At 71.6% G+C, this 25,030-nt stretch carries 23 protein-coding genes; 8 read left to right on the top strand and 15 right to left on the bottom strand.

The genetic code is table 11. The features are described from left to right. Positions 1–27: 27 nt before the first annotated feature. Genes ACIQWX_RS10095 through ACIQWX_RS10085 form a run of 3 tightly spaced genes read left to right on the top strand, consistent with a single transcriptional unit; the run spans position 28 to position 2,512 of the window. Positions 28–798: an ABC transporter permease gene (locus ACIQWX_RS10095; protein WP_400867868.1), complete on the top strand. Its 771-nt coding sequence runs from the start codon at positions 28–30 to the stop codon at positions 796–798. Continuing rightward, positions 795–1,628: an ABC transporter permease gene (locus ACIQWX_RS10090; protein ID WP_400867866.1), complete on the top strand. Its 834-nt coding sequence runs from the start codon at positions 795–797 to the stop codon at positions 1,626–1,628. Before ACIQWX_RS10095 ends, ACIQWX_RS10090 begins: the two co-directional genes overlap by 4 nt. A 20-nt stretch (positions 1,629–1,648) precedes the next feature. After that, complete coding sequence (locus ACIQWX_RS10085; protein WP_400867864.1) at positions 1,649–2,512, top strand: ABC transporter ATP-binding protein; 864 nt, start codon at positions 1,649–1,651, stop codon at positions 2,510–2,512. 62 nt (positions 2,513–2,574) lie between these two features. Here ACIQWX_RS10085 and mdlC read toward each other — a convergent pair whose 3' ends face one another. The 8 genes from mdlC to ACIQWX_RS10045 all read right to left on the bottom strand — a co-directional run bounded on the left by mdlC (position 2,575) and on the right by ACIQWX_RS10045 (position 12,241). Next, positions 2,575–4,161, bottom strand: coding sequence for a benzoylformate decarboxylase (gene mdlC, locus ACIQWX_RS10080; RefSeq protein WP_400867862.1), 1,587 nt, complete (start codon positions 4,159–4,161; stop codon positions 2,575–2,577). Between the two features lie 9 nt (positions 4,162–4,170). Further along, positions 4,171–4,332: a DUF397 domain-containing protein gene (locus tag ACIQWX_RS10075; RefSeq protein ID WP_400867859.1), complete on the bottom strand. Its 162-nt coding sequence runs from the start codon at positions 4,330–4,332 to the stop codon at positions 4,171–4,173. 2 nt (positions 4,333–4,334) lie between these two features. Further along, a complete protein-coding gene (locus tag ACIQWX_RS10070; RefSeq protein WP_400867856.1) occupies positions 4,335–5,177 on the bottom strand; it encodes a Scr1 family TA system antitoxin-like transcriptional regulator in 843 nt (280 codons plus the stop codon). Between the two features lie 82 nt (positions 5,178–5,259). After that, positions 5,260–6,906, bottom strand: coding sequence for a protease pro-enzyme activation domain-containing protein (locus tag ACIQWX_RS10065; RefSeq protein WP_400867853.1), 1,647 nt, complete (start codon positions 6,904–6,906; stop codon positions 5,260–5,262). A 167-nt stretch (positions 6,907–7,073) separates the two neighbouring features. After that, a complete protein-coding gene (locus ACIQWX_RS10060; RefSeq protein ID WP_400867850.1) occupies positions 7,074–8,036 on the bottom strand; it encodes a hypothetical protein in 963 nt (320 codons plus the stop codon). A 47-nt stretch (positions 8,037–8,083) separates the two neighbouring features. Next, the gene (locus tag ACIQWX_RS10055) at positions 8,084–8,296 is read right to left on the bottom strand and encodes a hypothetical protein (RefSeq protein WP_400867848.1); all 213 of its coding nucleotides are present in this window, start codon (positions 8,294–8,296) and stop codon (positions 8,084–8,086) included. A 503-nt stretch (positions 8,297–8,799) separates the two neighbouring features. Continuing rightward, a complete protein-coding gene (locus ACIQWX_RS10050) occupies positions 8,800–9,477 on the bottom strand; it encodes a copper homeostasis protein CutC (RefSeq protein WP_400867845.1) in 678 nt (225 codons plus the stop codon). Between the two features lie 13 nt (positions 9,478–9,490). Further along, positions 9,491–12,241, bottom strand: a complete 2,751-nt coding sequence (locus ACIQWX_RS10045; RefSeq protein WP_400867842.1) for a nitrate- and nitrite sensing domain-containing protein — start codon at positions 12,239–12,241, stop codon at positions 9,491–9,493. Between the two features lie 187 nt (positions 12,242–12,428). Here ACIQWX_RS10045 and ACIQWX_RS10040 point away from each other — a divergent pair, with 187 nt between their 5' ends. Continuing rightward, positions 12,429–13,394, top strand: coding sequence for an ABC transporter substrate-binding protein (locus ACIQWX_RS10040; RefSeq protein WP_400867839.1), 966 nt, complete (start codon positions 12,429–12,431; stop codon positions 13,392–13,394). Between the two features lie 59 nt (positions 13,395–13,453). After that, positions 13,454–14,836, top strand: a complete 1,383-nt coding sequence (locus ACIQWX_RS10035) for an FAD-dependent oxidoreductase (protein WP_400867836.1) — start codon at positions 13,454–13,456, stop codon at positions 14,834–14,836. Here ACIQWX_RS10035 and ACIQWX_RS10030 read toward each other — a convergent pair. Next, complete coding sequence (locus tag ACIQWX_RS10030) at positions 14,833–15,372, bottom strand: TetR/AcrR family transcriptional regulator (protein ID WP_400867833.1); 540 nt, start codon at positions 15,370–15,372, stop codon at positions 14,833–14,835. The two genes, ACIQWX_RS10035 and ACIQWX_RS10030, sit on opposite strands and share 4 nt — an antisense overlap. A gap of 97 nt (positions 15,373–15,469) precedes the next feature. Between ACIQWX_RS10030 and ACIQWX_RS10025 the strand changes: the two genes are divergently transcribed. Continuing rightward, positions 15,470–16,405, top strand: coding sequence for an NADP-dependent oxidoreductase (locus ACIQWX_RS10025; RefSeq protein ID WP_400867830.1), 936 nt, complete (start codon positions 15,470–15,472; stop codon positions 16,403–16,405). Here ACIQWX_RS10025 and ACIQWX_RS10020 read toward each other — a convergent pair. Next, positions 16,402–17,016 (bottom strand): hypothetical protein, encoded by a 615-nt coding sequence (locus ACIQWX_RS10020; RefSeq protein WP_400867827.1) that lies wholly within the window; start codon positions 17,014–17,016, stop codon positions 16,402–16,404. The genes ACIQWX_RS10025 and ACIQWX_RS10020 overlap by 4 nt on opposite strands. A gap of 74 nt (positions 17,017–17,090) precedes the next feature. Here ACIQWX_RS10020 and ACIQWX_RS10015 point away from each other — a divergent pair, with 74 nt between their 5' ends. Continuing rightward, the gene (locus ACIQWX_RS10015) at positions 17,091–18,737 is read left to right on the top strand and encodes a DNA repair helicase XPB (RefSeq protein WP_400867825.1); all 1,647 of its coding nucleotides are present in this window, start codon (positions 17,091–17,093) and stop codon (positions 18,735–18,737) included. Positions 18,738–18,747: 10 nt separating this feature from the next. Here ACIQWX_RS10015 and ACIQWX_RS10010 read toward each other — a convergent pair whose 3' ends face one another. Together ACIQWX_RS10010 and ACIQWX_RS10005 are read right to left on the bottom strand one after the other, a co-directional pair. Continuing rightward, positions 18,748–19,392, bottom strand: a complete 645-nt coding sequence (locus ACIQWX_RS10010) for a response regulator (protein WP_400867822.1) — start codon at positions 19,390–19,392, stop codon at positions 18,748–18,750. Then, positions 19,383–20,498 carry a sensor histidine kinase gene (locus ACIQWX_RS10005; protein ID WP_400867819.1) on the bottom strand — a complete coding sequence of 372 codons (1,116 nt, stop codon included), beginning with the start codon at positions 20,496–20,498 and terminating at the stop codon, positions 19,383–19,385. Before ACIQWX_RS10005 ends, ACIQWX_RS10010 begins: the two co-directional genes overlap by 10 nt. Positions 20,499–20,607: 109 nt before the next feature. Between ACIQWX_RS10005 and ACIQWX_RS10000 the strand changes: the two genes are divergently transcribed. Further along, on the top strand, positions 20,608–21,258 hold the full coding sequence (locus ACIQWX_RS10000) for a DedA family protein (RefSeq protein WP_400867816.1): 651 nt from the start codon (positions 20,608–20,610) through the stop codon (positions 21,256–21,258). 59 nt (positions 21,259–21,317) lie between these two features. Here ACIQWX_RS10000 and ACIQWX_RS09995 read toward each other — a convergent pair whose 3' ends face one another. The 3 genes from ACIQWX_RS09995 to ACIQWX_RS09985 all read right to left on the bottom strand — a co-directional run bounded on the left by ACIQWX_RS09995 (position 21,318) and on the right by ACIQWX_RS09985 (position 24,877). Further along, entirely contained in the window at positions 21,318–21,569 is a 252-nt protein-coding gene (locus ACIQWX_RS09995) for a hypothetical protein (RefSeq protein WP_400867813.1), read from the bottom strand. A gap of 18 nt (positions 21,570–21,587) precedes the next feature. Next, entirely contained in the window at positions 21,588–21,758 is a 171-nt protein-coding gene (locus ACIQWX_RS09990) for a hypothetical protein (RefSeq protein WP_400867810.1), read from the bottom strand. 104 nt (positions 21,759–21,862) lie between these two features. Then, the gene (locus tag ACIQWX_RS09985) at positions 21,863–24,877 is read right to left on the bottom strand and encodes a BTAD domain-containing putative transcriptional regulator (RefSeq protein WP_400867807.1); all 3,015 of its coding nucleotides are present in this window, start codon (positions 24,875–24,877) and stop codon (positions 21,863–21,865) included. Between the last annotated feature and the right edge of the window lie 153 nt (positions 24,878–25,030).

The following is a 25,030-nucleotide window of genomic DNA, read 5'->3' as shown; positions in this document are numbered from 1 at the left end:
GCCGGCCCAACCAACCAAGGTTCCGAGTTGAAGAAACTGCTCCGCGGCCTGGCCGGCCTGGTCGGCTTCCTCCTGCTCTGGGAGGTCGTCGTCCAGGTCGGCCTGGTCAGTAAGACGTTCACCCCGCCGCCGAGCGTCGTCCTGGTCACCGTCGGGGACCTGCTGGGCGACCCCTCCTTCATCCGCGACATCGTCGCGACCATGCTGGCCTGGCTGATCGCCATCGCCATCGCGATCGCCGTCGGCGTACCCGCCGGGCTGCTGCTGGGCAGCGTCCCGGCGCTGCGCACCGCCACCGCCGCGATCGTCGAATTCCTCCGCCCGATCCCGGTCACCGCGCTCGTGCCGCTGGTGCTGCTGGTGATCGGCTCCGGTCCCGACGCGAAGATCACCCTCGCGGTCTACGCATCGCTGTGGCCGATCATGTTCAACACCATCTACGGCATGGGTGAAATCGACCCGGTCCTGATGGAGACCGCGCGCGCCTGCGGGACCAGCCGGTTCCGGATGCTTTCGTCGGTCGCGCTGCCGCAGACCGCGCCGTTCGTCTTCACGGGCGTCCGGCTGTCGGCGATCATCTCGCTGATCGCCGTCGTCAGCGTCGAGTTCCTGGCCGGTTCCGAAGTCGGCCTGGGCAGCTTCATCCTGGTGGCCAGCACCGGCTCGATCCGGTTCGACCTGGTCCTGGCCGGTACCGTGGTCGCGGGGGTGCTGGGCTACCTGATCAACGAAGGGCTCGAGCAACTGGGCAAGCGGCTGTTCAAGTGGAGCACCGTCGACCGGGAGGCGATCGCATGAGCGCGGTGACACTTTCCGGGCGGGTGGGCCGGCGCGCCGCCCGCGGTGCCGCGACGGTCGCCCGCAACTGGCTGCTCTTCGCGATCCTCGTGGTCGTCTGGGAGTTCGCCGCCCGCGCCGGCGGCAGCAAGTTCTTCCCACCACCGAGCGAAATCGCCGTCGCTGCCGCGAAGCTGTGGTTCACCGGGCCCGCGTCGCACCTGTTCCTCACCGACACGGTGTTCGACAACGTGTTCCCCAGCCTCGGCCGGACGCTCGGCGGCTGGGCGCTGGCCGCGATCGTCGGCGTCTTCCTCGGCGTGCTGCTGGGCCGTTCCAAGACCGCGATGGACTACGTCGGGCCGTTGTTCGCGTTCTTCCGCGCGATCCCGCCGCCCGCGCTGATCCCGGTGTTCGCGGTGCTGTTCGGGCTGAGCTCGGGCATGCAGATCGGGTCGATCATCTTCGGCGCGATCTGGCCGGTGCTGCTCAACGCGGTCGACGGCGTCCGGTCGGTCGACCAGGTGAAGGTGGAGACCTCGCGGTCCTTCCGCACGCCCAAGCGGTACTGGATCACGATGGTGGTGCTGCCCGCGGCGGCGCCGAAGATCTTCGCCGGCCTGCGGGTGAGCCTGTCCATCTCGCTGCTGCTGATGGTGGTCTCCGAGCTGGTCGGCGCGTACAACGGCATCGGGCGGTCGCTGCTGAACGCCCAGCAGGACTTCGACTTCCCGAACATGTGGTCGTGGCTGGTGCTGCTGGGCATCCTCGGCTACGTCTTCAACACGATCTTCCTGGCCGCGGAGCGACGGGTGCTGGCCTGGCAGCCGACCCGCCTCGGCCGCGACTGACGCTGGAAAGGCATCTCCCCATGTCAACCATGCTCGAAGTGTCCGGCCTCAGCCACCGCTACGGCTCGGGCGCGAAGGCGCACACCGCGGTGAACGACCTGTCGTTCACCGTCGAGGCCGGGCAGCTGGCCAGCATCGTCGGCCCGTCGGGCTGCGGCAAGTCGACGCTGCTGCGCTGCGTCGCCGGGCTGACCCCGCCGACCGAGGGCACGGTGAGCCTGCACGGCGACCGCGTCAACGGCGTGCCGGACGACCTCGCCGTCGTGTTCCAGGACTACAGCCGGTCGCTGTTCCCGTGGCTTTCGGTGCAGAAGAACGTCGAGTTCCCGTTGCGCTGGCGGCAGATTTCGCGCGCCGAGCGGCGTTCGCGCGCGGCGGAGGCGCTGGAGCAGGTCGGGCTGTCGGGTGTCGGCGGCAAGTTCCCGTGGCAGCTGTCGGGCGGCATGCAGCAGCGGGTGTCGATCGCCCGCGCGCTGGCCAGCCGGCCGGCGCTGCTGCTGATGGACGAGCCGTTCGCGTCGGTCGACGCCCAGACGCGCTTCGAGCTCGAGGACCTGACCCGCCGCGTGCAGCGCGAGCAGGGCAGCACGATCCTGGTCGTCACGCACGACATCGACGAGAGCGTGTACCTGTCCGACCGGGTGCTGGTGCTGTCGAAGTCGCCGGCGTCGATCGTGGCGGACCTGCCGGTGGGGTTGCCGGCCGCGCGGGACCAGATCACGACCCGCGAGTCGGCGGAGTTCGTGACACTGCGCGGCGAAGTGGCGCGTCTGCTGCACGGTGGGAGCCCCGCGGAGGCCGTCACGGCTGCATCCGATGCTGCGGAGTGGGAGCTGGCCGAGCGGGCTTCGGATGTCCCGCGGGGCAGCAAGACCCGTAGCTGAGTCCACTTAGGACTTGTAGAGCCGCGGCGGATCTCCTTGATCCGCCGCGGCTTTTCCGTTGGTCAGTACAGCGTCCGTTCCGAGGCGGCCACCTTGATGTGCACCAGCGTCGGCCGCGGGTCGGCCAGGGCCGCCGTCAAGCCCGGGACCAGGCCGGACGGCTCGCTGATCGTCACGCCCTGGCAACCCATGCTCGACGCCAGCGCCGCGAAGTCGATGCCGCCCAGTTCGGTGCCGGGGAGCTTCTCGCCGCCGATCGTCTCGCCGAGGATGCGGACCGCCGCGTACTCCGTGTTGTCCATGATCACGATCGTCACCGGGAGCTCCTGGCGCGCGGCCGTCCAGAGGGCCTGGATGCCGTACATGCTGGAGCCGTCGCCGACCACGCCGACGACCGGGCGGTCCGGGCGGGCGAGCGCCGCGCCGACCACGCCCGGGACGCCGTAGCCGAGCGTGCCGCTGGCCATCGTCAGGAAGCCCGTGTCGGTGCTCTTGATGGGCAGGTGGTCGTGCAGGATGCCGCGGTGGCTGGGCGTCTCCTCGACGAGGATCGCGTTGTCCGGCACCAGGTCCGCGAGCGTCGAGAAGACGAATTCGGCGGAGAGCTCGTCGGCGGCGGGCTTCGCGGGACGCGCCAGCGGCGCCGGCGCGGGCCGGGTGCTGCGGTCGACGACGTTCAGCAGCGCGCGGATGCCGAGCTTCGGCGTCGAGCGGATGCCGGTGCCTTCGAAGGCCCGCGCGAGGACCTGCTCGTCGTCGCTCAGGATGAACAGCGGCGGCAGCGGAGCTTCCCCGCGTCCGCGGTCGACGTGGTAGGTGAACGCGGGCGCCCCGAGCACGAGGACGAGGTCGTGCCCGGCGAGCTTGTCCGAGACGGCACCGCGTTCGGGGTCGAGGAAGCCCTGGAACAGCGGGTGGTCTTCGGGGAACGAGCACCGGAACGACATGGGCGCGACGTACACGGCGGCGTTCAGCCGTTCGGCGAGTGCGACGGTCTCGACGACGGCGAAGTCCTGGTCGACGGCTCCCCCGACGACGACGGCCGGCCGTTCACTCGTTTCCAGGGCGGCGACGAGCTCGTCGATCGCCTCGGGATCGGGCGCGAACCCGCGGATCCGCGGCCGGCTGACGATCGGGCGTTCGGTGGTGGCGGTCCAGTCGTCGGCGGGGACGGAGACGAAGACCGGACCGGACGGCGCCTGCGTCGCAACGTGGTAGGCCCGGGCGAGAGCGGCGGGAACGTCTTCGGCGGTGGCGGGCTCGACCGACCACTTGACGTACGGCTTCGGGAAGCCGGCGGCGTCGACGGCACCGAGGAAGGGATCGTGCGGCAGGAGGTTCCGCGTCTGCTGCCCCGCGACGACGATCAAGGGCGTCCGGTTGCGGTAGGCGGTGAAGAGGCTCCCGAGCCCGTGCCCGACGCCGCCGGCGGAGTGCAGGTTGACGAGCACAGCCTGGCGCGTGGCCTGCGAGTAGGCATCGGCCATCGCCACGACGGCGGACTCCTGCAGCCCGAGGACGTAGTCGAAGTCGTCCGGCCAGTCGGTGAGGAACGGGACCTCGGTGGTGCCGGGGTTGCCGAAAACCGTGGTGAGGCCGAGCTCGCGGAGGAGCTCGCGGGTGGCCTCCAGCACCGTGCGCTTGATCATGCCGACAGACTAATGCTTAGTTTTGCGAAGGAAAGCCCTCCAAGTGGCCGCATCGACGGTCAGCGTGCCACCGGAGCGGTCCTTGGTGTCGCGGATCTGCGACACCGGCCCGAGGCGCACCTCGACGCAGTTGGTTTCGTCGGTGTAGCTCGACTTGCGCCACTCGCGCATTCTCACTCCAGTCCGGTGATCACCCCCTGGATGAGTGCGAGCGATTCCTGCTCACTCAGCGCCAGGTCCGACAAGGTTTCCGCGGCTGCGCGGAAGGCGGCCACGTGGTCTCCATCGTAGAGGTGAGCGCTGCCTCGGAGGTGCTCGATGTGCACCACCGAAGGGAGGTGGGCGAAGTCGAAGATGACGAAGTGCCCGGCCTGCCCCGGGTGGTAGCCGACATTCGCGGGCACCACGCGGATGCTGCTGGTGCGCGGCTGCGCCGCGCGCACCAGCAGCCGCAACTGCTCGGCCATCGCGGCGGGGTCGGCGATGGATCGGCGAAGGGCTTCTTCGCCGAGGAAGAGCTTGAGCACCAGCGGATCGTGACGGGTGAGCACTTCTCGCCGCCGCAGGCGGATCGCCACCTCCCGCTCGACCATCCGCGGCGGGAGACGGTGGGCCCTCATGATGGCTTCGGCATAACCGGGGGCCTGGAGGAGGCCGGGCACCAGCAAGGGTTCCCAGTTGACCATCTCCGTCGCCGTGCGCTCGTACTCGACATACGTCGACAGGGCCGGCGAGATGCCGGGCATGCTGCGCTCGAGCCAGTTGGGTTCGCGGGCGTTCCTCGCCAGCTCCACCAACCGCGCCCGCTCGGGCGGCGCCACCCGCAGCGCCCCGAACAACACACCCAGCTGCTCCAATTTGGGCACCCGCAGCCCGCTCTCCCAGCTCGACACGTCCTGCGCCACCACCTGCGCCAGCCGGGCGAGCTCGCGCACACCGAGCCCACGCGCCTCCCGCGCGTGACGCAAGCCGAACCCCAGCGCGCGGGACCTCGGTGTAGCTACCAGTGTCGCCATGCACACAGTGTGTCAGCGACCACCGACAAAAACGGGAACCGGGGCTGTCGCACAGTTGCGACAGCCCCGGCCTCCCCACCACTCAGCCGATCAGCCCCGACAAGCCGGAACCCTTGAACGACCCCCAGCCCGTCACCTGGTCGTACCCGGTACCGGCGCTGAACCCGGTCGTCCCGTGCAGGGTGTTGTTGCCCGTGGTCACGTCGTGGAACCCAGTCCCGTACGAAGACCCGTTCCCGATCGAGTAGAACTTCGGGTTCAGGTTCCCCAGCCCACCACCGTGGACCTGGTTCTGCAGCGTCGCGAACGCCGCCCACAGCGGGGCCGCGCCCGAGGTTCCCCACACCGTCTCCCACGAACCCGCCGTGTAGATGTAGTAGCCGGAACCACTCGCCGCGTCCGCCGAGACGTCCGGGACCTTGCGGTACGTCGTGCTCTGCGACGACTGCCACGACGGCGCCGTGAAGACCGTCGAGATTCCGCCGCCCGTGGAACCGTTGGACGCGCCGTCGTTCCACGCCTTCTCACTGCTGTACGCGTTCGACGACGTCACCGTCAGCTGCGTCCCACCGACACCCGTCACGTTCGGGCTGGACGCCGGGAAGTCGACCGCCTTCGCCGTCGAGCCCGTCTGGCGGTAGCAGTCGGTCGTGCCGTCGTCGCCCGCGGCCGCGAAGTACGAGATGCCCTCCGCCGTGCCCGTCGCGATCGCGTTGCTGACGCTCTTCGCCGCGCTCGAACCCTCGGCGGATTCGCAAGCGCCCCAAGAGATCGAGACGACGTTGACCGTGTGGTCGGACGCGATCTTCTGGTACATCGCCAGTTCGCCGGCGCTGGTGTTCGGGGCCTCGTACACGTAGTCGCTCGCCGCGGCCGCCAGCGCGTGCACGACCTCGATGTCCAGCTCGACCTCGATCTGGCCGTCGCCCGGCGACGAGTCGTAGTTCGCGCCGCTCACCGGAACCGTCGTCACCGAGCCCGCCGACAGGCCGTACGTGCTGTCGTACTTGGTGATGTTCGACTTCTGGTAGCCGTCGAACTCGACGAAGCCGACCTTCACGCCGCTGCCGGTCGCCGACAGACCGCTGGTGCCGTAAGCGGTCTTGAGCACCGGCGGGGTCACCGCCTTGACGACGTTGGGCTTCGCGACGGCCTGCGCGTGCGTCCGCACGGCGTGGTCGTCCAGGCCGACGACGTTGCCGACGACACCCGAGACGTCCGCCGGCACGGTCGGTGCGGCGTCGTTGGCGAAGAAGTCCCGGCCGGACGTCTGGTCGTGGTAGGTCCCGATGCGGGTGTGGAACGCCGATTCCAGCTGGGCCGCCGAACCCGTGAACGTGATCGCCTGGCGGTTGCCGGAAACCTCGATCCCGGTCGCGCCCGATTTCTCGAGGAATGAGACGGCCTTGCTGACGTCGGCCCGGGTCGGGCCGAACTCGGCATTGAACTGATCGGCGGTCAGAAAGTGGTGGTATTGCGGCGAAGCCGGGTTCTGGACATCGGCGAGGAACTTTTCCAGCGCCTGCTGGTTGTGCAGTTTCAACGACAGCGCGGCGGTGATCCGCTGGCCGCCCGCGACGTCGCCGACGCGGGCGCTGTTGACGAGCGGAGCGGCGTTGTCGGCCAGGGTGACCAGGGGTTCCGTCGCCGCGGCGGCCGGGACGGCCACGGCGAGGCCGAGCAACGCCGGCAGCGGCACGGCGGCCGCGACGAGCTTGCGCAAGCGCATGGGGGATTTCCTCTCGGCGGTGGGGACCGGGCCTGCGCCGCAATACTCGCCGCAGGTTGCCGAGAAGCATAAGAAGCCGTCAGGCCGCCCAGGAACCTACTTTTGGCTGCCGTTTCGCGGATCCCATTTTTATTTTCCGCGACGTTTACCTTTCCATGGCGATTCGATTAGCGTCCGGAATGCCCCAAATCGTCGACGCGGTCGACGATCTCCTGCGCGTCCGCGTTGCCGGAAAACCGCCGGGCGGCCGCCGACAGCGAGTGCAGCCGCTGGCGCGTGCGCGGTGACCGCAGAGCACCCGCGAGCTCGATCGCCTCCTCGCCGACGGCGGTGGCGACGTCGAGGTCGCCGTCCAGCGCGTGCACGGTGGCCAGCCAGATCAGGGTCAGCGACCGGCTGCGCGTCATGCCGCGCTCGTACCCCGCGATCGCTTCGGTGAGCGCGGGAATCCCGTCGCGGCCGTGCCGGACGTCGACCACCTGGGCCAGTTCGCCGTGCACCGTGCCGACCATGGCGGCCATGTCGGTGGGCCCGAAGAACGCGTCCCACGGCGACGGTTCGCGTCCCTCGGCCTCGGCGAACTCCTGACGCGCGCGGCGCAGGAAGGTCAGCGCCTCGGTGACGTCGGCCTTCTTGGCGTGCGCCCACGCCTGGTTGGCCGAGAGGATCGCCAGCGCGAGCTTGGAGTGGGCCTGCAGGGCCGCCTCCCGGCCGCGCGCGAACTCGGCGAGCGCCGCGTCGACGGCGCCGTAGTGCAGGTGCAGCCGCCCGATGCGGTAGCGGATGTTGGCCTGCAGGTCGTCGTTCCCGGCTTCGACGGCCAGCTCCAGCGCCCGCGCGAACGCCTCCAGCGCGGCGGCCGGGCGGTCGTGGTCGAAGTTGGTCCAGCCGGACAGGTTGTAGAGGTCGGCGACGGCGGTGCAGAGCCGAGCCAGCACGACGGTCTTGGTCACGCCGTCCAGCAGCGCCACGGCGGCGGGCAACCGCGCCTCGACGGCCGCGCTGCAGGCGCCACCGCCGTAGCGGTAGTCCAGCGCTCTGAGCTCCGCGACGACGTCCTCGAGCCGACGCACGTCGGCGAGCCCCACGCGCGTGCCGCGTACGTCGTCCCGCCCTGCACTGCCCGTCATGGCAGCCCTCCGTCCGTAGAGAGCTGCCGATGCCGGGCAGCTCCCGTTCATTCCCCGCCGGGCCAGGCCGGAGCCCGTTCCTTCGAGGGACTGGCACCGGGGAGTACCCCGGCGGCGGTGAGCACCACACCCGTGGCGGTTTCCGCGATCTTGACGGCGGCCAGCAGGCCGGTGAGGGCGAGCGAGCCGCCGAGCCCCAGCTTCGCGAACTCGTCTTCGGAGGTTTCGGTTCCGCGTTGCCGCGGTAGCGCGCCGGTCACGATTCGACCTTCCGGCTCGGTGCGGACGCGCCCGGGCGGTCGTCGCGGGGAATCAGCCGTTCCCGCGCGACGGAAATCCACCGGATGGTCGACATCCTGGTTTCTTGATGGCTCCTCATCGAATTGACCGCGAACCGAATACGCGCGCCCACAGCGACGCCTCCCGCGCTAGCCGAACAATTCTTGACACCATCCGGGTGAACGGCGACACGCCCGTCACAGTTCACCCCGCCCGCCGCACCGGCCGGCGTTTCCCGACTTCAAACCACGATAGCCAGCACCTGCCGGGCCATCAGCCGCCAAGCAGCCCAACCAGGGTTCTGCACGTGCACCTGCACAGGTGATGACCGGGCCCCATTCGCACAGACCGAATGCAAATTCACCATAACGATTCAATGGCTACGAATACTGGTATAACCGGCCGACGGATCACGCAATTGTCCGCCGACCGGCTGCGGATCGGTATACGGAGGTCCGGTATTGCGTACGGGTTCCGCAGTCGATCAGTTTTTTACGAGTTCCACCCACGTGCGCACCGTTCCGGCGTCGACCGGTGACTGCCACCCGCCGGGCCGGACCGCACTCCCGACATGGAACCCGCGCACCCCACCCGCGCGCAAGAGGTGCACCTGCTGCGCGCGCAGGCCGCCGCCGACGAGCAGCTCCGGCCCGCTGTCGCGCTGCGCGAGCCGCTGCAGCACGGAAAGCCCACTGGCTACCCCGTTGGGGTGGCCCGCCGCGAGCACGGTGTCACACCCGAGCGCGGCCAGCTGATCGTAGGCGCGCAAGGGATCCCGGGTGCGGTCGATGGCGCGGTGAAACGTCCACGGCAGACCGTCGACCTCTTTCATCAGCGCTTCGCAGGCGTCGAGGTCGATCTCGCTGTCGATGTTCAAGAAGCCGAAGACGAACTCGCGCGCGCCCGCGTCGATCAGCCGGGCGGTGTCCGCACGCAGCCCTTCGAGGTCACCGACGGCGAAGGAACCGTTGTCCCGCAACATGACCCGCACCGGGAGGTCGGTCGCCGAAAGCACGTCGCGCAGGGTTTCCACGGTCGGGGTCAGGCCGTCCTGCGCCATGTCCGTCACCAGTTCGAGGCGGTCCGCCCCGCCCGCCTGCGCGCCTTCGGCGTCCGCCGCGTCCAGCGCGATCACTTCCAGCAGGGGCGTCTTCGAGCTCATGCCTCAATCCGTTTCACTGGTTCCGGGTGTCGTCCCCCCTCGCATGACGCCCTCGCCGGAAGCCGCCTTGAAGGCTCGTCATCCGCTCGCGCACCGCTTCCGGGGAAAGAGAGAGTATCGGCCGCTGCTCCGGCACCGCTCCCGGCCCGGCGGCGACGTCGTCGGTCTGCAGGAACGGCCAGGTGTCCTCGGCGCCGTCCTCCTGCTCCAGCTCGGCCGGGGTCGGCCACTCGTAGGCGGGCTCGATCGCGGCCGGCGGCGTGACGGGCGGGAACTGCGGGTCGGTGTCCTCGTCGTCCGGGTTCGAGCCGGAGCTTTCACGTGAAAGCTCCGGCCCCAGGTCGCCGCTTTCCCGGGAAAGCGGCGGGGGTGGGGGTGGCGGCGGGGGCGCGGCGGACAGCGCGTGGCGCGGCTGCGGTTCGGCGGGCCGGGCCTCCTGCGCCACCGGCAGCGGCTCTGCGGCCGGCCGCTCGGGTGCCGCCGCGGGGGCGGCCGCCGCGTCGAACCAGCGCGACAGGACGTCGCGGTAGGCGGGCATCCGCTCGGTCGGGGCGTCGAAGTCGAGGTGCGAGTCGTCGTCCGCCGTCGGCCACTCCGGGCTGTGTTCGCGGGCCACCACGGGCGCCCGGCGCGGCGGGCCGGCCTCGATCGACGGCGGCGACAGCTCCTCCGGCTCCGGTTCGGGTTCGGGCTCCGGTTCGGCCGGCGTGAGCGGGGCCAGCGGTGCCAGCAGCTCCGGTTCGGGCGCCTCGGCGGGCTCCGCGGGCGGGGGCGGGCCCGGCATCGGCGGCAGCTCGACGATCAGGGCGGTGGGCACGAGCACCGTCGCGACGAGCCCGCCGCCCGCGCCCGGGCTCAGGCTGACGTCGATGCGGTGGCGGGTGGCCAGCGTCGCGACCACGAACAGGCCCATCCGGCGCGAGACCTCGACGTCGACGTCCGGCGGGTGCGCGAGCCGCGCGTTGGTGCGGTCGATCTCGGCCTGCGGCATGCCGGCGCCGTGGTCGATGATCTCGATCTGCCAGTCGCCGTCGTGGGTTTCGGCGCTCGCGACGGTGACCGTCGCCTTGCCCGAGTAGCGCGTCGCGTTCTCCAGCAGCTCCGAAACGACGTGCACGAGGTCGTTGACGGCTTCCCCGCGCACGGCGACCTGCGGCGCCGGCCCGAGCTCGATCCGCTGGTAGTGCTCGACTTCCGAAAGCGCGGCACCGATGATCTCGTCGGCCGAGACGGCGCCGGCGTCCTCACGCGCGGAGTCCTGCCCGGACAGGACCAGCAGGTTCTCGCTGTTGCGCCGCATCCGCGTCGCGAGGTGGTCGAGCTCGAAGAGGCCGGCGAGGGTGTCCGGGTCCTGCTCGTCGGCCTCCATCCGGTCGAGCACCGACAGCTGCCGCTCGACGAGGTCCTGGCTGCGCTGCGAGAGGTTGACGAACATCGCGTTGACGTTCTCGCGCAGCATCGCCTGCTCGCCCGCCAGCCGGACGGCCTCGCCGTGCACCGCGTCGAACGCCCGCGCGACCTGGCCGACCTCCTCGCGCGTGAACACCGGGACGGGTGCGACGGCCAGCCGTTTCCGCAGGTTCTCCGGCGCCGGCTCGGGATCGGTGAGCAAGTTCTGCACGGCCGCGGGCAGCCGGTGCTCGGCGACCTCGAGGGCCGTGCGGCGCAGGATCCGCAGGGGGCGCAGCAGCGAGCGGGCGATGACCACCGACAGCACGCCCGCGACGAGCAGGACGCCGAGCACGACGCCGCCGTCCCAGATCGCCGCCGTGCGCGCCTGCGCGGCCAGGGCGTCCGTGCGCTCCTGCAACTGGACCAGCAGGGCTTGCTGCACCTGGTGGGCGAGGTTGACCGTGTGCGTCGCCGAGACGTCCCACTGGTTCGGGTCGAGGCCGTTGAGGTTCTGGCCGTTCTCGGTGCGGGTGAGCGCGGACTCGACCATGTCGTTGCCGATGTCGACGACCAGGCCGATCACCGTGTCGTCGAACATCCGCTGCTGCTCGGGCGTCGCGAAGGTGCGGTAGTCGTTGCGCGCGGCGGCGAGCTCGGCTTCGGCGCCGAGCAGCGCGCGCGTGCGGTCGCGGTTGAGGCTGCCCGCGGCGAGCGCCTCGGCCAGCACCGCGCGCTTGACCGACATCTGGTCCTTGATCCGGGCCAGCGCGTTGCCGGCCAGGCGCAGCCGCGCGAGCTCGGGGTCCGAGACGTCGGCGGCGGCCGAGTCGCTGATGTCGAGCAGGCCGGAGATCAGCTCGCTGTAGGAGCGCAGCACGGCGTCGGCGGGGAACGCCGAATGCTCCGCGGAGAACCGGAGGCCGCCGAGCACGCGCAGCCGGTCGTCGGTCTGCTGCAGGCTTTCCGCCGCCTTGGCGTCGAGCCGGGGTTTACTGTCGGCGAGGGTCCGTTCGAACGTGCCGATCGCCTGGTCGACGCGTTTGCGCTGGCCGGTCAGGTCGGCGGTGTCGCCCTGGCGGTCCTGGGCGACGAACCGGACGGTGAGGTCGCGCTCGCGCTGCAGCTCGTGGATGGCTTCGGCGACCGTGTTGTCGACGCGGCCGCGGGTGGCGAACTCCGCGAGCTGCCGGGCGTCACGCAGGTCCGAGCTGATCCGCAGGCCGACGAGCGCGATCACCGCCAGCGCGGGGATGAGGAGGACGGCGAAGAGCTTCGTGCCGAGACGCCAGTTGCGGAGCCGCCAGCGGCCGCCGGCCGGACGTGGATCCGCCGTGGCGCCGCCCTTGCGGGGACGCTTGTCGCGACGGGTCACCTGGTTTCCTTTTCCGCCGCGGGCGGGAACCCGCGGATCTGACAGCACCTCGAACCTACTGAACGGTAGCCCGCCCCATGAAGATCCGAAAGCCGCGCTGGCGCGATACGGCCCTGCCCGCGATCGTATGGGGCGCGGACCATACGATCCAGCACGAGAACCAGATTCTCGCGGTAGGTGAAGGTTCATGATCAGACGCGGAATGCTGATTCCGCTGGTAGCGGCGTTTCTGGCGACCGCGGGCTGTGGCGTGTTCGAATCCGGTTCGTCGGCTCCGCCGCCGCCATTGGAACGGACCACCCTGCGCGTCGGTGTGGGCAACGCCATCGACACGGCCCCGCTGCGGATCGCCGTCGCGGGCGGGAAGTTCGGCGCCGTCGGCCTGAACGTGCAGCTCGTCGAGCTCGGCGGGGAGGACGGGCTGGCCAAGCTGACCGCGGGTGATCTCGACGTCACGTTCGGGTCCGACATCGCATTGTTCCGCGCCGCGGCCGGCGGGACGGCGTTGCAACTGCAGGGCGAGGCCTACACGTCCGGCCCGAACACGATGGCGCTGGTCACCCTACCCGGCTCCGACTACACCGTGCCGACGTCGAAGAAGTCGCCCCGGATCGCGGTGAACATGCTCGACGACACCGGCGCGCTCGCCGCGCGTTCGGTGCTCGGGACGGCGGGCGTCGACGTGACGAAGATCAAGTTCAAGCAGGTGGCGTTCGACCAGATGCCGCAAGCGCTGCAGGCCGGCGACGTCGACGCGGCGCTGATGATCGAGCCGTTCATCACCCGCGCCGAGAAGGACCTCGGCGCCCACATCCTCGCCGACGGCGCCCGCGGCGCAACGCTCGACTTCCCGCTGTCGGCGTACGCGTCGGCCAAGCCGTTCGCCCAGGCCAACCCGCGCACGCTCGCGGCGTTCCGCAAGGCACTGGGCGCGGCCCAGCAGACCGCGACCGACCCGGCGATCGTCCGCGACGCGCTCCCGAAGTTCTCCGACATCGACACGACCACGGCGGCGCTGATCTCGCTCGGCTCGTACCCGACGTCGCTCAACGGCATCCGGCTGCAGCGGGTCGCCGACCTCATGCACAACTCGGCGCTGCTGGCGGACCGCCTCGACGTCCAAGCCCTGCTCCCCGACCAGAGCGGTATTTAGCTTCCACCAATCCTGCACTTGGTCTACTTTTGCACTCAGTCTACTTGAGGAGTGCGTTGATGACCGACGTCCTGATCGCCGGAGCCGGCCCGACCGGGCTCATGCTCGCCGCCGAACTCGCACTGGCCGGGGTCGAGGTGACCGTCCTGGAACACCGGGACGGCCCGGGCCTGCCACGGCCGGTCGGCCTCCAGCCCCGCACCGCGGAGCTGTTCGACCTGCGCGGGCTGGACACCAGCCCGGAGGTCGACGGCCCGAGCGGGCACTTCGCCGGGCTGCCGGTGGCCCTGGACCACAGCGTCTGGCGGACCCGGTACCCCCGGGTGCTCAACCGCACGCAGGACGACGTCGAGGCGATGCTCGCCGAGCACGCGCTCAAGCACGGCGCGGTCATCGAGCGCGGCCACGAGGTCACCACCGTCGACGCCGACGCGGACGGCGTCACGGTCGACGGCGTCCGCGCCCGCTGGCTCGTGGCCTGCGACGGCGCGCACAGCACCGTCCGGCGGCTGCTCGGGCTGTCGTTCCCCGGCCGCACCGAGACCTACGTGGCCACGCTCGCGCACGTCCGGCTCGCGGCTGCGTCCGAGCTCGTCCCGGCCCGCGCCGCGCACTTCAGCCAGGTGACGCGGCAGGCGAACGGCTACTGGTCGATGCTCACCCCGCTCGGCGACGGCGCCCACCGGTTCGTCTTCGGCTCCACGGCGACGCAGCCGGGCCGCGACGCCCCCGTGTCGGACACCGAGGTCACCGAAGCCCTGACGGCCCTGTACTGCGCCGAGACGCGGCTGGGCGAGGTGTACGGCGCTTCGCGGTTCAACGACGCCACGCGGCAGCTGGAGCGCTACCGCCACGGCCGGGTCCTGTTCGCCGGCGACGCCGCGCACATCCACCCGCCGCTCGGCGGGCAGGGACTCAACCTCGGCGTCCAGGACGCCGTGAACCTCGGCTGGAAGCTGGCCGCAACGGTCCGCGGCACGGCGCCGTCCGGGCTGCTCGACAGCTACCACGACGAACGCCACCCGGCCGCCGCGCGCGTGCTCCGGCACACGGCGGCCCAGCGCGTGTTCACGACGCCCGAACGCACCGAGAACGTCGAGGCCCTGCGCGAGATCGTCGTCGACCTCATGCGGACCCCGGACGGCAACCGCTACTTCAGCGGGCTGCTGTCCGGGCTCGCGCTGAGCTATCCCGGCGCGCACCGAGTCCCCGACCTCGACCTGACGACGGCGGCCGGCCCGACGCGGCTTTCGGCGCTGCTGCACGACGGCCGCGGCCTGCTCCTCGACCTCGGCGACCACCCCGAACCGCCGGGCTTCCGCGGGCAGGTCCGTCTCGTCCGCGCGGCGGCCGCGGACGACGAGTTCCGCGGCCGGCTGCTGCTCCTGCGCCCGGACGGGTACGCCGTCGACCCCGCGGACCTGACCCGCTGGTTCGGCTAGCGCGCCCGGAGGCCGTCCATCAGCAGGTCGCACAGGCGGCCGGCCTGAGCGTCGTGCCGGGATGCCACGGTGAAGATGCCGATGAGGGAGGCGGCGATGTCTTCGGCGGTGACGTCGGGGCGGAGGTCGCCCGCCGCGCGGCCAGCGTCGAGGATTGTGGTGATGGCCGCCAGCAGCTCGGTCCGGGTCCGCGCGTGGGCGATCTCGCCCGCCTCGATCATCGCGAGCAGCGTGTCGAGCATGCCGTTCTTCGTCGCGATCCAGTCGCCGAACAAGTCCATCCAGCGCCGCATCGCCGCGGCCGGGGCCAGCTCGTCGAGCAGCTCGCGGGCACCGGTCGTCAGCCGGACGACCTGGTCCCGGTAGACCGCGTCGACCAGCGACTCGCGGGTCGGGAAGTGCCGGTACAGCGTGGCGATGCCGACGCCGGCCTCCCGGGCGATCGCCCGCATCGACGGCTCGGCATCGGCCGAGACGAACAGGCCGGTCGCGACCGCGAGCAGCTGGTCGCGGTTGCGGGCGGCGTCCGCCCGCATCGGCTCCTCGGTCAAAACGGATCACGCTCCGGTTGTTGTGTTAGGGTCGGCAACAGAAACGGAGCATAGTCCGTTTAGCTGCGTCCGGAGGAGAATCATGCAGAAACACAGGGCGGTCCGGCTCGACGCGTTCGGCGGCCCCGAAGTGCTCGACGTCCAGGAGGTCCCCGCGCCGCAGGCCGGTCCAGGCCAGGTCCGCGTGCGGGTCACCGCTGCCGGCTTGAACCCGATGGACTGGATCATGACCGCCGACGCGGACACCGCCGCCCAGTTCGGCCTGTCCCTGCCGGCCGGGTTCGGGACCGACTACGCGGGCGTGGTCGACCAGGTCGGCGAGGGGGTGACCGGCTTCGCCCCGGGCGACCGGGTGTTCGGCGGCGCCCTGTCCCGCGCGGTCGCCGGCTTCGTGGTGGTCGACGCGGCCGGGGAGACCGCGGCGAACGAAGCCCACCACACGCCCGACGGCGTCGACGACCGCACCGCCGCCACCCTCGCGATCGCCGGTCGCACGGCAGCCGCCACCCTCGCCGTGGTCGCCCCGGGCCCGGACGACACCGTGCTGATCGGCGGCGCGGCGGGCGGGGTCGGGGTGTTCGCGGTCCAGCTGGCCCGGATCGCGGGAGCGCGCGTGCTCGGCACGGGGTCGGCGGCTTCGGCCGACTTCCTGCGCGATCTCGGTGCCGAGCCGGTCGCTTACGGCGACGGCCTGGCCGACCGGGTCCGGGCCCTCGCCCCGGGCGGGGTCACCGCCGCCGTCGACCTGCACGGGACGGAAACAGTGCAGGTCGCGCGGGAACTCGGCGTCCCGGACGACCGCATCTGCACCATCGCCACGCAGATCGACGGCGTGCCGGCGGCCAACGGCGCGAACGCCGCTCCCGGTGCCCTGGCCGAGATCGCCCGCCTGGTCGCGGCGGGCCGGCTCCGCGTGCCGATCGCGGCGAGCTTCCCGATCGAGCGGATCCGCCACGCGGCCGCACTCCAGGCCGGCCGGCACGTGCACGGCAAGGTCGTCATCGACCTCGGGAGCTAGATGTTCTCGCCCGGCGGGGCCAGGCACAGCGTGCGCGACGGCGGCCCCGTGTAGGTCAGCACCTTGTCGGCGCGCTCGCACTCGTCGTCGCGCCCGTAGCCGGAAAGGATCTGGACGCGGTCCTGCACCGCCGGGTCGGAGCAGCTCACCTTGGCGACGCTCGTGTCGTCGTCGAGGCCGCGCAGGCAGTCGCCGGTCCGGACGTTCAGGGCCAGGCAGAGCGTCTGGCCGGCGCCGGAGCCGAGCCGGAACCGCACGTAGTCGCCCGGAGGGCACGCGATGCCCCCGCGGTAGGTGTTCTCGACCTTGTACGTCGCGCGGTCGGAGCTGCAGCCGACGTGGTGGTAGGCGATCCGGTCGCCGCTCTCCCGGGTCAGGTACAGGCAGTCGCCGTTCGTGGGCGTGCCGGAGCTCCCGACCCGGCTCAGGCCCCACGCGCTCAGCGACCCCACGGCCAGCGCCAGGACGACGCACGCGATCAGCGTGATCCGCACCTTCGGGGTGAACCAGTGCGGGATGGGCCGGTGGCCCGGCGCCTGCGGCATCGGGGCCGGTGCCGCGGCGTAGCTCGGCGTCCGGAACGGGTTGTCGTCGGACGGTGGTGTGGTCAAAGTGCCCTCCCGTGATCCCCTCGGCACCTCGTCCCACCGGCGGCGCCGCGAGCGAGGCACGTATAACAGTAGTTGTGACTGATGGCCCCCTGATCGTCCAGTCCGACAAGACCGTGCTCCTGGAGGTCGACCACCCCCAGGCCGATGACGCGCGGATCGCGATCGCGCCGTTCGCCGAGCTCGAACGGGCGCCCGAGCACGTCCACACCTACCGGATCACGCCGCTGGCCTTGTGGAACGCGCGCGCCGCCGGCCACGACGCCGAGCAGGTCGTCGACGCGCTGACGACGTACTCGCGCTTCCCGGTGCCGCAGCCGCTGCTGATCGACGTCGTCGACGTCATGGGCCGGTTCGGGCGGCTCCAGATCGCCAACCACCCGGCGCACGGCCTGGTGATGTCGACCACCGACCGCGCGGTGCTGACCGAGGTCGCCCGGAACAAGAAGATCAGCCCGATGCTCGGCGCCAAGATCGACGAGGACACGGTCATCGTGCACCCGTCCGAGCGCGGGCGGCTGAAGCAGGCGCTGCTGAAGGTCGGCTGGCCCGCCGAGGACCTCGCCGGGTACGTCGACGGCGAGGCGCACCCGATCGCCTTGGACGAGACGGACTGGCAGCTGCGCGACTACCAGCGCCAGGCGGCGGAGGCGTTCTGGGCGGGCGGCTCCGGCGTCGTCGTGCTGCCCTGCGGTGCCGGCAAGACGATGGTCGGCGCGGCGGCGATGGCCAAGGCCGAGGCGACGACGCTGATCCTGGTGACCAACACGGTCGCCGGCCGGCAGTGGAAGCGCGAGCTGATCGCGCGGACGTCGCTGACCGAGGAGGAGATCGGCGAGTACTCCGGCGAGAAGAAGGAGATCCGCCCGGTCACGATCGCGACCTACCAGGTCGTCACCCGCAAGACCAAGGGCGAGTACCGGCACCTGGAGCTGTTCGACTCGCGCGACTGGGGCCTGGTCGTCTACGACGAGGTCCACCTGCTGCCGGCGCCGGTGTTCCGGATGACGGCGGACCTGCAGTCCCGGCGCCGGCTCGGCCTGACCGCGACGCTGGTGCGCGAGGACGGCCGCGAGGGCGACGTCTTCTCGCTGATCGGGCCGAAGCGCTACGACGTGCCGTGGCGCGACATCGAGGCGCAGGGCTGGATCGCGCCGGCGAAGTGCACCGAGGTGCGCGTGACGCTGACCGACGCGGAACGCCTGGAGTACGCCACGGCCGAGGCCGACGAGCGGTACAAGCTCGCGGCGACGGCGCTGACGAAGACCCCCGTGATCAAGTCCATCGTGGCGAGTCACGCGGGCGAGCCGACCCTGGTGATCGGCGCGTACCTCGACCAGCTGGAGATGCTCGGCGACGAGCTCGACGCCCCGGTGATCCAGGGCGCCACCCGCAACAAGGAGCGCGAGGAGCTGTTCGACAAGTTCCGCCGCGGCGAGATCCGGACGCTGGTGGTCTCGAAGGTGGCGAACTTCTCGATCGACCTGCCCGAGGCATCGGTGGCGATCCAGATCTCCGGGACGTTCGGCTCGCGCCAGGAGGAGGCCCAGCGCCTCGGGCGGTTGTTGCGTCCCAAGGGTGACGGCCGTCAGGCGCACTTCTACTCGATCGTCTCGCGCGACACGGTCGACACGGAGTACGCGGCGCACCGCCAGCGGTTCCTCGCGGAGCAGGGGTACGCGTACCACATCGTCGACGCGGACGACCTGCTCCGGCCGCTCTGAGGAAGTACCGTCACGACCCGAGGTAGCGCAGGACCGCCAGGACGCGACGGCTGTACCCGGCCGCCTGGGGCAGGTCGAGCTTGTCGAAGATCGCGTTGGCGTGCTTCTCGACCGAGCTCTGCGAGACGTACAGCAGCTGAGCGATGCTCGCGTTCGTGTGGCCCTGCGCCATCTTGTCCAGGACGTCGCGCTCGCGCGTGGTCAGCCGGCCGAGCGCGTCCTCGTGGGACGTGCGGGCCACCAGCCGCCGCACGACTTCGGGGTCGAAGGCCGCGCCGCCTTCGCCGACCCGCTCCAGCGCGTCGAGGAACTCGCCGACCTGGGCGACGCGGTCCTTGAGCAGGTAGCCGACCCGGCCACCGTCACCGCTGACCAGCTTGGCGGCGTACCGCTTCTCGACGTACTGGGAGAGGACCAGCACGCCGGTGTCCGGCCGCTCTTCCCGGATCTCGAGTGCCGCACGCAGACCCTCGTCGGTGTGGGTCGGCGGCATCCGGACGTCGGTGACGACAACGTCGGGCTCATGCGTTCTCACCGCTTCGAGTAGCGCTTCGGCGTCACCGACCGCGGCGACCACCTCGTGGCCCTCCTCGGCCAGCAGGCGCACCAGGCCTTCCCGCAGCAGGGTCGAATCTTCGGCCAGGATCACCCGCACGGGAGCACCGCCCGCACCACCGTCGGGCCGCCTGCCGGGCTGTCCACAGTGAACTCGCCGTCCGCTGCCGCCACCCTGCGCGCCAGCCCACTGAGTCCACCCGTTCGGGCGACCCAAGCACCACCCGAACCGTCGTCGGCGATCTCCACCACGATCTTCAAGCCCTCGTAGGAGACGTCGATTGTGATCCGCGTGGCGCCGGAGTGCTTGGCCGCGTTGGTGACGGACTCCGACACCACGAAGTAGATCACCGTCGACAGCGCGAGGGAAGGCGACATGAAGAGCCTGTACCGCACCTCGACCGGAATGGCCGCCCGTTCGGCGAGGGATTCCAGAGCGGCGTCGAGACCGCCGTCGTCCAGCGCGATCGGGTACACGTTCCAGGAGACCTCCCGCAGCTCGCGCAGGGCTTCCTGGACCTCCTCGTGCGCCTGCCGGACCAGTTCGGTGTCCCCCGTGCGCCGGGCGCGGCCGAGCAGCACGCCCAGGGCCACCAGCCGCTGCTGCACACCGTCGTGCAGGGCGCGCTCGATGCGGCGGCGTTCACCGTTCACCGCCTCGACGACTTCCGCGCGGGTGCTGGCGAGGAAGGACATCCGGCGCTCCAGCAGCGTCCGGTGGCTCGGGGTGAAGAACCGCCGGGCCAGCCGCCGGTCCAGCTCCGCCACGCCCGCCATCCCCTGCCAGCAGAGGAACACCGCGATCGTCGCGAGCGCGGCGACCAGGATCCAGGCGGCGGCCGTCCCTTCGCCCTGCCCACCGGGTGCGCGTCCGGTGACCAGCTGCTTGGCGTAGAACACGGCCGCCACCACCCCGGCGCCGAGGCACGCCCAGACGCCCAGCCCGAGCAGCCCGACCAAAGCCCGCGGGACGAGGTATTGCAGTGCCCGGCGGCCGTCGTAATCGTCGTCGTTGTAGTTGTCAAAGAACTGAAGCAGCCGACCGCGTTCGACTTCGGCGAGCTCCCGGGCCCCGCGCCATACGCCCTTGCGCGTCGTCGGTAAGACGAGCAGGGGTGCACTCAGCAGGACGTACAGCACCTCAGCGATCGCGGTCAGCGCGCCGAGGCCGACGCCCGCTGTGGTGCGCGCAGCCCAAATGATCACGACGCCAGGCTAGCGAGCGCGGCGGTCTTTCCACATTGCGGTTTTCCGCAGTGTTTCCGGGTGGCATTCGGCAATGTGTTCCCGGCCGCGGATTCGTACGTTCGAGGGCATGGACCTCTCGCTCACCTCCACCCCCGCCGAACCGATGACCGGACTGGCCGGCTGGGCCGTCGGGCTCATCGACACGCTCGGCGGTCCCGGCGCCGCCATCATCGTCGGGCTCGACAATCTGTTCCCCCCGATTCCCAGCGAGCTCGTGCTTCCGCTCGCCGGGTTCTCCGCGAGCCGGGGCGCGTTCACCCTGCTCGGCGCGCTGTTCTGGACGACGCTGGGCTCACTGGCCGGCGCGCTGGTCGTCTACTGGATCGGCGCGCTGCTCGGCCGCGACCGCACCCGCGCACTGGTGGCCCGCATCCCGCTGCTGCACGTGGGCGACTTCGACCGCACCGAGGCCTGGTTCGCGCGGCACGGCGGCAAGGCGGTGTTCCTCGGGCGGATGGTGCCGATCTTCCGCAGCCTGATCTCGCTGCCCGCCGGCGTCGAGCGCATGCCGTTCGGCCGGTTCCTCCTGCTCACCACGGCCGGCAGCCTGCTGTGGAACACGGCGTTCGTCGTCGCCGGCTACCTGCTCGGCGAGAGCTGGTCGCTCGTCGACCGCTATGCGTCGGTGTTCCAGTACGTCGTGCTGGCCACCGTCGCGATCGCGATCGGGCTCTTCGTGGTGGTCCGGCTGCGACAGCGCCGGCAGGTCGCGCGATGACCGACCCCGGCGCACGGGTGCGGGCCACGCCCCCTCGACGTGGCCCGCACCTCGCGCGATCAGTAGTTCGTGAGCTGGAAGCCGCCCACGCCACCGGTCTGCTCGACCCAGTTCGCGTTCAGCGCGCCGTCCTTGACCGCGACCGTGGAGTCGTTGCGCACCACGCCGATCCGGTTGCCGGCGAGCCGGAAGTCGTGGACGTCGCCCGCTTCCTCGGCCCAGCTCGTCCAGAGGTTGCCTTCCTTGACCAGCAGGCGCGAGTCCGCGGTCAGCACGCCGATCCGGTCGCCGGCGATCTCGAACTTCTTCACCCCGTCGATCTCCGGGACCTAGGAGTCGTAGAGGTTCCCTTCCTTCACGAGCAGCTGCCCGCCGGCCAGCACGCCGACGCGCTGGGCACCCGGCGGCAGCTCCCCGGCCGACGCGGTCGCCTGCAGGCCGGCGGCCGCGATGCCCGCGACGAGCGCAGCGGTGGTGAACGTGATCCTGACCGAAGACATCATTCGTCCCTTCAACACCGTGGGAAAGAGCTGTGCGTCCCTGTTCTCCTCAGGACGGGGAGCAGCCTCTCCCAGCGCGGTCAAAGAAACCTGAAAGCCGGTTTTCAGCCGCGGACCGGCCGCGAGAGGCGCCGCGGCTCCCGTGCTTCGCGGCTGCCGTGCAGCCGGAAGATGCCCTCGGCCTCGGTCCACGCCGTTTCGGCGGCCGCGGTCTCGCCGAGGGCGTCGAGCGTGGTGGCGAGGTCGCGCAGGGCGCGCGCCCGCCAGACCGGCAGCACGAGGGCGTCCCACCACTGGACCGACCGCTCGAGGTGGGCCCGCGCGTCGGGGAACCGGCCGGCGGCGAGCTCCAGTTCGCCGAGGGTGCGCAGCATCAGGCCCTGGCCGAAGCCGTCCTGCATCTCGTGGCACGTCGCCAGGCACGCGAGCATGTCGTCGCGCACCTCGTCGCCGCGGCCCTGGCGGATGCGGACCTTGGCGAGCGCCTGCACGGCGTACGCGGACATCAGCGGGTCGCCGAGGCCGCGCAGCAGGTCCACCGCCTCCTGGCTGTGGCGGGCCGCTTCGCCGAGCCGGCCGGCGGCGCGGTGCACGAGGCTCAGCGAACGCAGGGCGACCGCCCGGCTGCCGGCGTCGTCCGTCTTCTCGTACCCCGCCGCCGCGGCTTCGGCGGCGATCAAGGCGTCGTCCAGCTCGCCCTGTTCGGTGAGGACGCGGCCGAGGCCGTGCAGCGCCTGGACCACGGCCTGCTCCTCACCCAGCTCGCGCAGTTCGGGAAGCGCGAGGTCGAGGGACTGCCGCGCCTGGGCGAACTGGCCGTACTCGCACTGCACGGTGCTGAGGTCGAGTCGGCTCATGGCCTGCCCGTGCCGATCGCCGCCGAGCTCGTAGGCGGCGAGGGCCTGCTCGTGGTAGGCGATCGACTCGTCGAAGCGGTCCTGTTCGTAGCGCAGCCAGCCCAGGCCCGACAGCAGCCTCGCCTCCCCGGTGCGGTCACCGGTCCGGCGCGCGGCCGCGAGTGCCGCGTTGTGCGTACGCCACCATTGGCCGAACAGGTTGCGCACCGCGAAGACCGACGAGCACAGCGCCGCGGCCAGCCGGGTGGCGACGTCGGTGAGGTCCAGCCCGCTGACGCGCTCGACCACGCCGACGAGGCCGGTCTGCTCGGCGTCGAACCACGCTTCGGGGTCGGTGAGGATCTCGTCGATCCGCGCCGGGTCGAGGTACCGGACGAGCGAGCCCGTCTCGGCGGGGACGTGCGGTGCCCGGCGGCCCGCGAGCTCGACCAGCTCCAGCCAGCACTCGGCGGCCCGCGCGGTCACCGCCTTGGCGTCGTCCCCGGACTCCTCGGCCTCCCCGCGCTCGCGGGCGAAAGCACGCGTCAGGTCGTGGATCTGGTAGCGCACGGCACCACCGTCGTCCACTGTGGACACGTCGAGCAGCTGGGCGTCGACGAGCCGCTCGACGACCTCCTCCGCCTCGTGGCCGTCGCAGTCGAGCAAGGGCGCCGCGACCCAGGCGCCGAACGAGGAGACGTCGAGCAGGCCGAGCCGGCGCAGCGCGGCGCGTTCCCGGTCGGCCAGGTCGTCGTAGCTGAGGGCGAGGCTGCCGCGCACCTCGAGGTCGCCGAGGGTGAGCTCCTGCAGGACGCGGTGCTGCACGCGGAGGCGTTCGGTGAGCTTGCCGACCGGCCACCGCGGCCGCGCGGCGAGCCGGGCGCCGGCGATGCGCACGGCGAGCGGCAGGTTGCCGCACAGGCGCACCAGCTCGCGGGCGGCTTCGGGCTGCTCCGCCACCCGCGTGCCACCGACGACGCGGGTCAGCAGCTCCAGCGCTTCCGCGTCGTCCAGCACGGGCAGGTGCAGGTGGGTGGCGCCGCCGACCGCGCCGAGGCGTTCCCGGCTGGTCACGAGCGCGGCGCAGGTGTGGCCGCCGGGCAGCAGCGGGCGGACCTGGCGTTCGTCGGAGGCGTCGTCGAGCACGACGAGGATGCGCCGGTCGGCGAGCATCGTGCGGTAGAGCTGGGCGCGTTCCTCCTGGCGCGCCGGGATGTCCTGGTCCGGCACGCCGAGCGCGCGCAGGAACCCGGCCAGCACCTCGGCGGGATCGGCGCGGACGGCCTGCACACCGCGCAGCGACGCGTAGAGCTGGCCGTCGGGGAAGTGCTCGCGCACGCGGTGCGCGACGTGCGCGGCGACGGTGCTCTTGCCCGAGCCGGGCTTGCCGTACACGGCGCACAGCCGCGACCCGCCCGCCGGTTCGGAGAGGTTCCTGGCCAGCTCCGCCGCTTCGCGGGCGCGTCCGGTGAAGTCGGCGATGTCGAAGGGGAGCTGGCTCGGGACGCGCTGGGCCTCCGGCCGCGGCCGGTCGGCGGGCGTCTCGTGCTCGTCGCGCAGGACGCGCTCGTGCGCGGACTGCAGCACCGGTCCGGGTTCCAGCCCCAGTTCGTCGAGGAGCGTGGTGCGGCCGTCCTGGTAGCAGGCGAGGGCGTCGGCGCGGCGGCCGCTTTGGTGCAGCGCGAGCATGAGCTGGGCGCGCAGGCGTTCCCGCAGCGGGTGCGCGGCGACGGCCGAGGTCAGTTCCGGGACCAGGGACTCCCCTTCGCCGGTCTCGAGCTCGACGTCGACGCGGTCCTCCAGCGCGGCGACGCGCAGTTCCTCCAGCCGCGCCCGTTCGTTCTCGGCCCACCGACCCTGCGTGCCGCCGAGCGCGGTCCCCCGCCACGCCCCGAGGGCGTCCCGCATGAGGGCGACGGCGCGCCCGGGCTCACCAGCGGCCCGCGCGCGCCGGCCGGCCGACAGATCGCGGGTGAAGACGTGCAGGTCGACCTGGTCGAGGTCGACGGCCAGCCGGTAGCCGCCCCCGCTGCGCGCCAGCACGTCGGGATCACCGCCGGCCGCCAGGGCCCGCCGCAGGGCCGAAACGTAGGTGTAGACGGCGGCGCGGGCCTGGTCCGGCGGTTCCTCGCCCCAGATCGCGTCGATGACCTGCTCGAGCGGCACGACGTGCCCCGCGTGCACGGCCAGCAGCGCGAGCAGGGTGCGCGGCTTCGGGCCGCCGAGTCCGACCGCCCGGCCGTCGACGGCCACCTCGACCTGGCCCAGCACGTGGAACTCCATGCACCTCCTCCGGGACCGCGTTCGTCCTGCAGAGCCTGGCAATCGATCACCGGCTAGGCAAGATCCGCACCGGTGACCGGTCTGCCGGGTTCGTCTCGCCGCGCCCGGCCACCCCTTCGGCGCAATGGCGTGTCTCAGCAACACCTTGTGTCA

Origin of the sequence: Amycolatopsis sp. NPDC098790, assembly GCF_044759945.1 — a bacterium.
GTDB lineage: Bacteria > Actinomycetota > Actinomycetes > Mycobacteriales > Pseudonocardiaceae > Amycolatopsis.
Note: the sequence above shows the minus strand (reverse complement) of the source record. Positions and strands in the feature narration are given on the sequence as shown.

What these genes read in the sequence shown, in the direction of transcription:
- ACIQWX_RS10075 (WP_400867859.1), bottom strand. Translation starts at nt 4,332, where the DNA reads ATGCGCGAGTGGCGCAAGTCGAGCTACACCGACGAAACCAACTGCGTC.
- ACIQWX_RS10070 (WP_400867856.1), bottom strand. Translation starts at nt 5,177, where the DNA reads ATGGCGACACTGGTAGCTACACCGAGGTCCCGCGCGCTGGGGTTCGGC.
- ACIQWX_RS09985 (WP_400867807.1), bottom strand. Translation starts at nt 24,877, where the DNA reads ATGGAGTTCCACGTGCTGGGCCAGGTCGAGGTGGCCGTCGACGGCCGG.
- ACIQWX_RS10030 (WP_400867833.1), bottom strand. Translation starts at nt 15,372, where the DNA reads ATGCGGGCGGACGCCGCCCGCAACCGCGACCAGCTGCTCGCGGTCGCG.
- ACIQWX_RS09990 (WP_400867810.1), bottom strand. Translation starts at nt 21,758, where the DNA reads ATGTCTTCGGTCAGGATCACGTTCACCACCGCTGCGCTCGTCGCGGGC.
- ACIQWX_RS10090 (WP_400867866.1), top strand. Translation starts at nt 795, where the DNA reads ATGAGCGCGGTGACACTTTCCGGGCGGGTGGGCCGGCGCGCCGCCCGC.
- ACIQWX_RS10085 (WP_400867864.1), top strand. Translation starts at nt 1,649, where the DNA reads ATGTCAACCATGCTCGAAGTGTCCGGCCTCAGCCACCGCTACGGCTCG.
- ACIQWX_RS10035 (WP_400867836.1), top strand. Translation starts at nt 13,454, where the DNA reads ATGACCGACGTCCTGATCGCCGGAGCCGGCCCGACCGGGCTCATGCTC.
- ACIQWX_RS10025 (WP_400867830.1), top strand. Translation starts at nt 15,470, where the DNA reads ATGCAGAAACACAGGGCGGTCCGGCTCGACGCGTTCGGCGGCCCCGAA.
- ACIQWX_RS10060 (WP_400867850.1), bottom strand. Translation starts at nt 8,036, where the DNA reads ATGACGGGCAGTGCAGGGCGGGACGACGTACGCGGCACGCGCGTGGGG.
- ACIQWX_RS10050 (WP_400867845.1), bottom strand. Translation starts at nt 9,477, where the DNA reads ATGAGCTCGAAGACGCCCCTGCTGGAAGTGATCGCGCTGGACGCGGCG.
- ACIQWX_RS10065 (WP_400867853.1), bottom strand. Translation starts at nt 6,906, where the DNA reads ATGCGCTTGCGCAAGCTCGTCGCGGCCGCCGTGCCGCTGCCGGCGTTG.
- ACIQWX_RS10040 (WP_400867839.1), top strand. Translation starts at nt 12,429, where the DNA reads ATGATCAGACGCGGAATGCTGATTCCGCTGGTAGCGGCGTTTCTGGCG.
- mdlC (WP_400867862.1), bottom strand. Translation starts at nt 4,161, where the DNA reads ATGATCAAGCGCACGGTGCTGGAGGCCACCCGCGAGCTCCTCCGCGAG.
- ACIQWX_RS10000 (WP_400867816.1), top strand. Translation starts at nt 20,608, where the DNA reads ATGGACCTCTCGCTCACCTCCACCCCCGCCGAACCGATGACCGGACTG.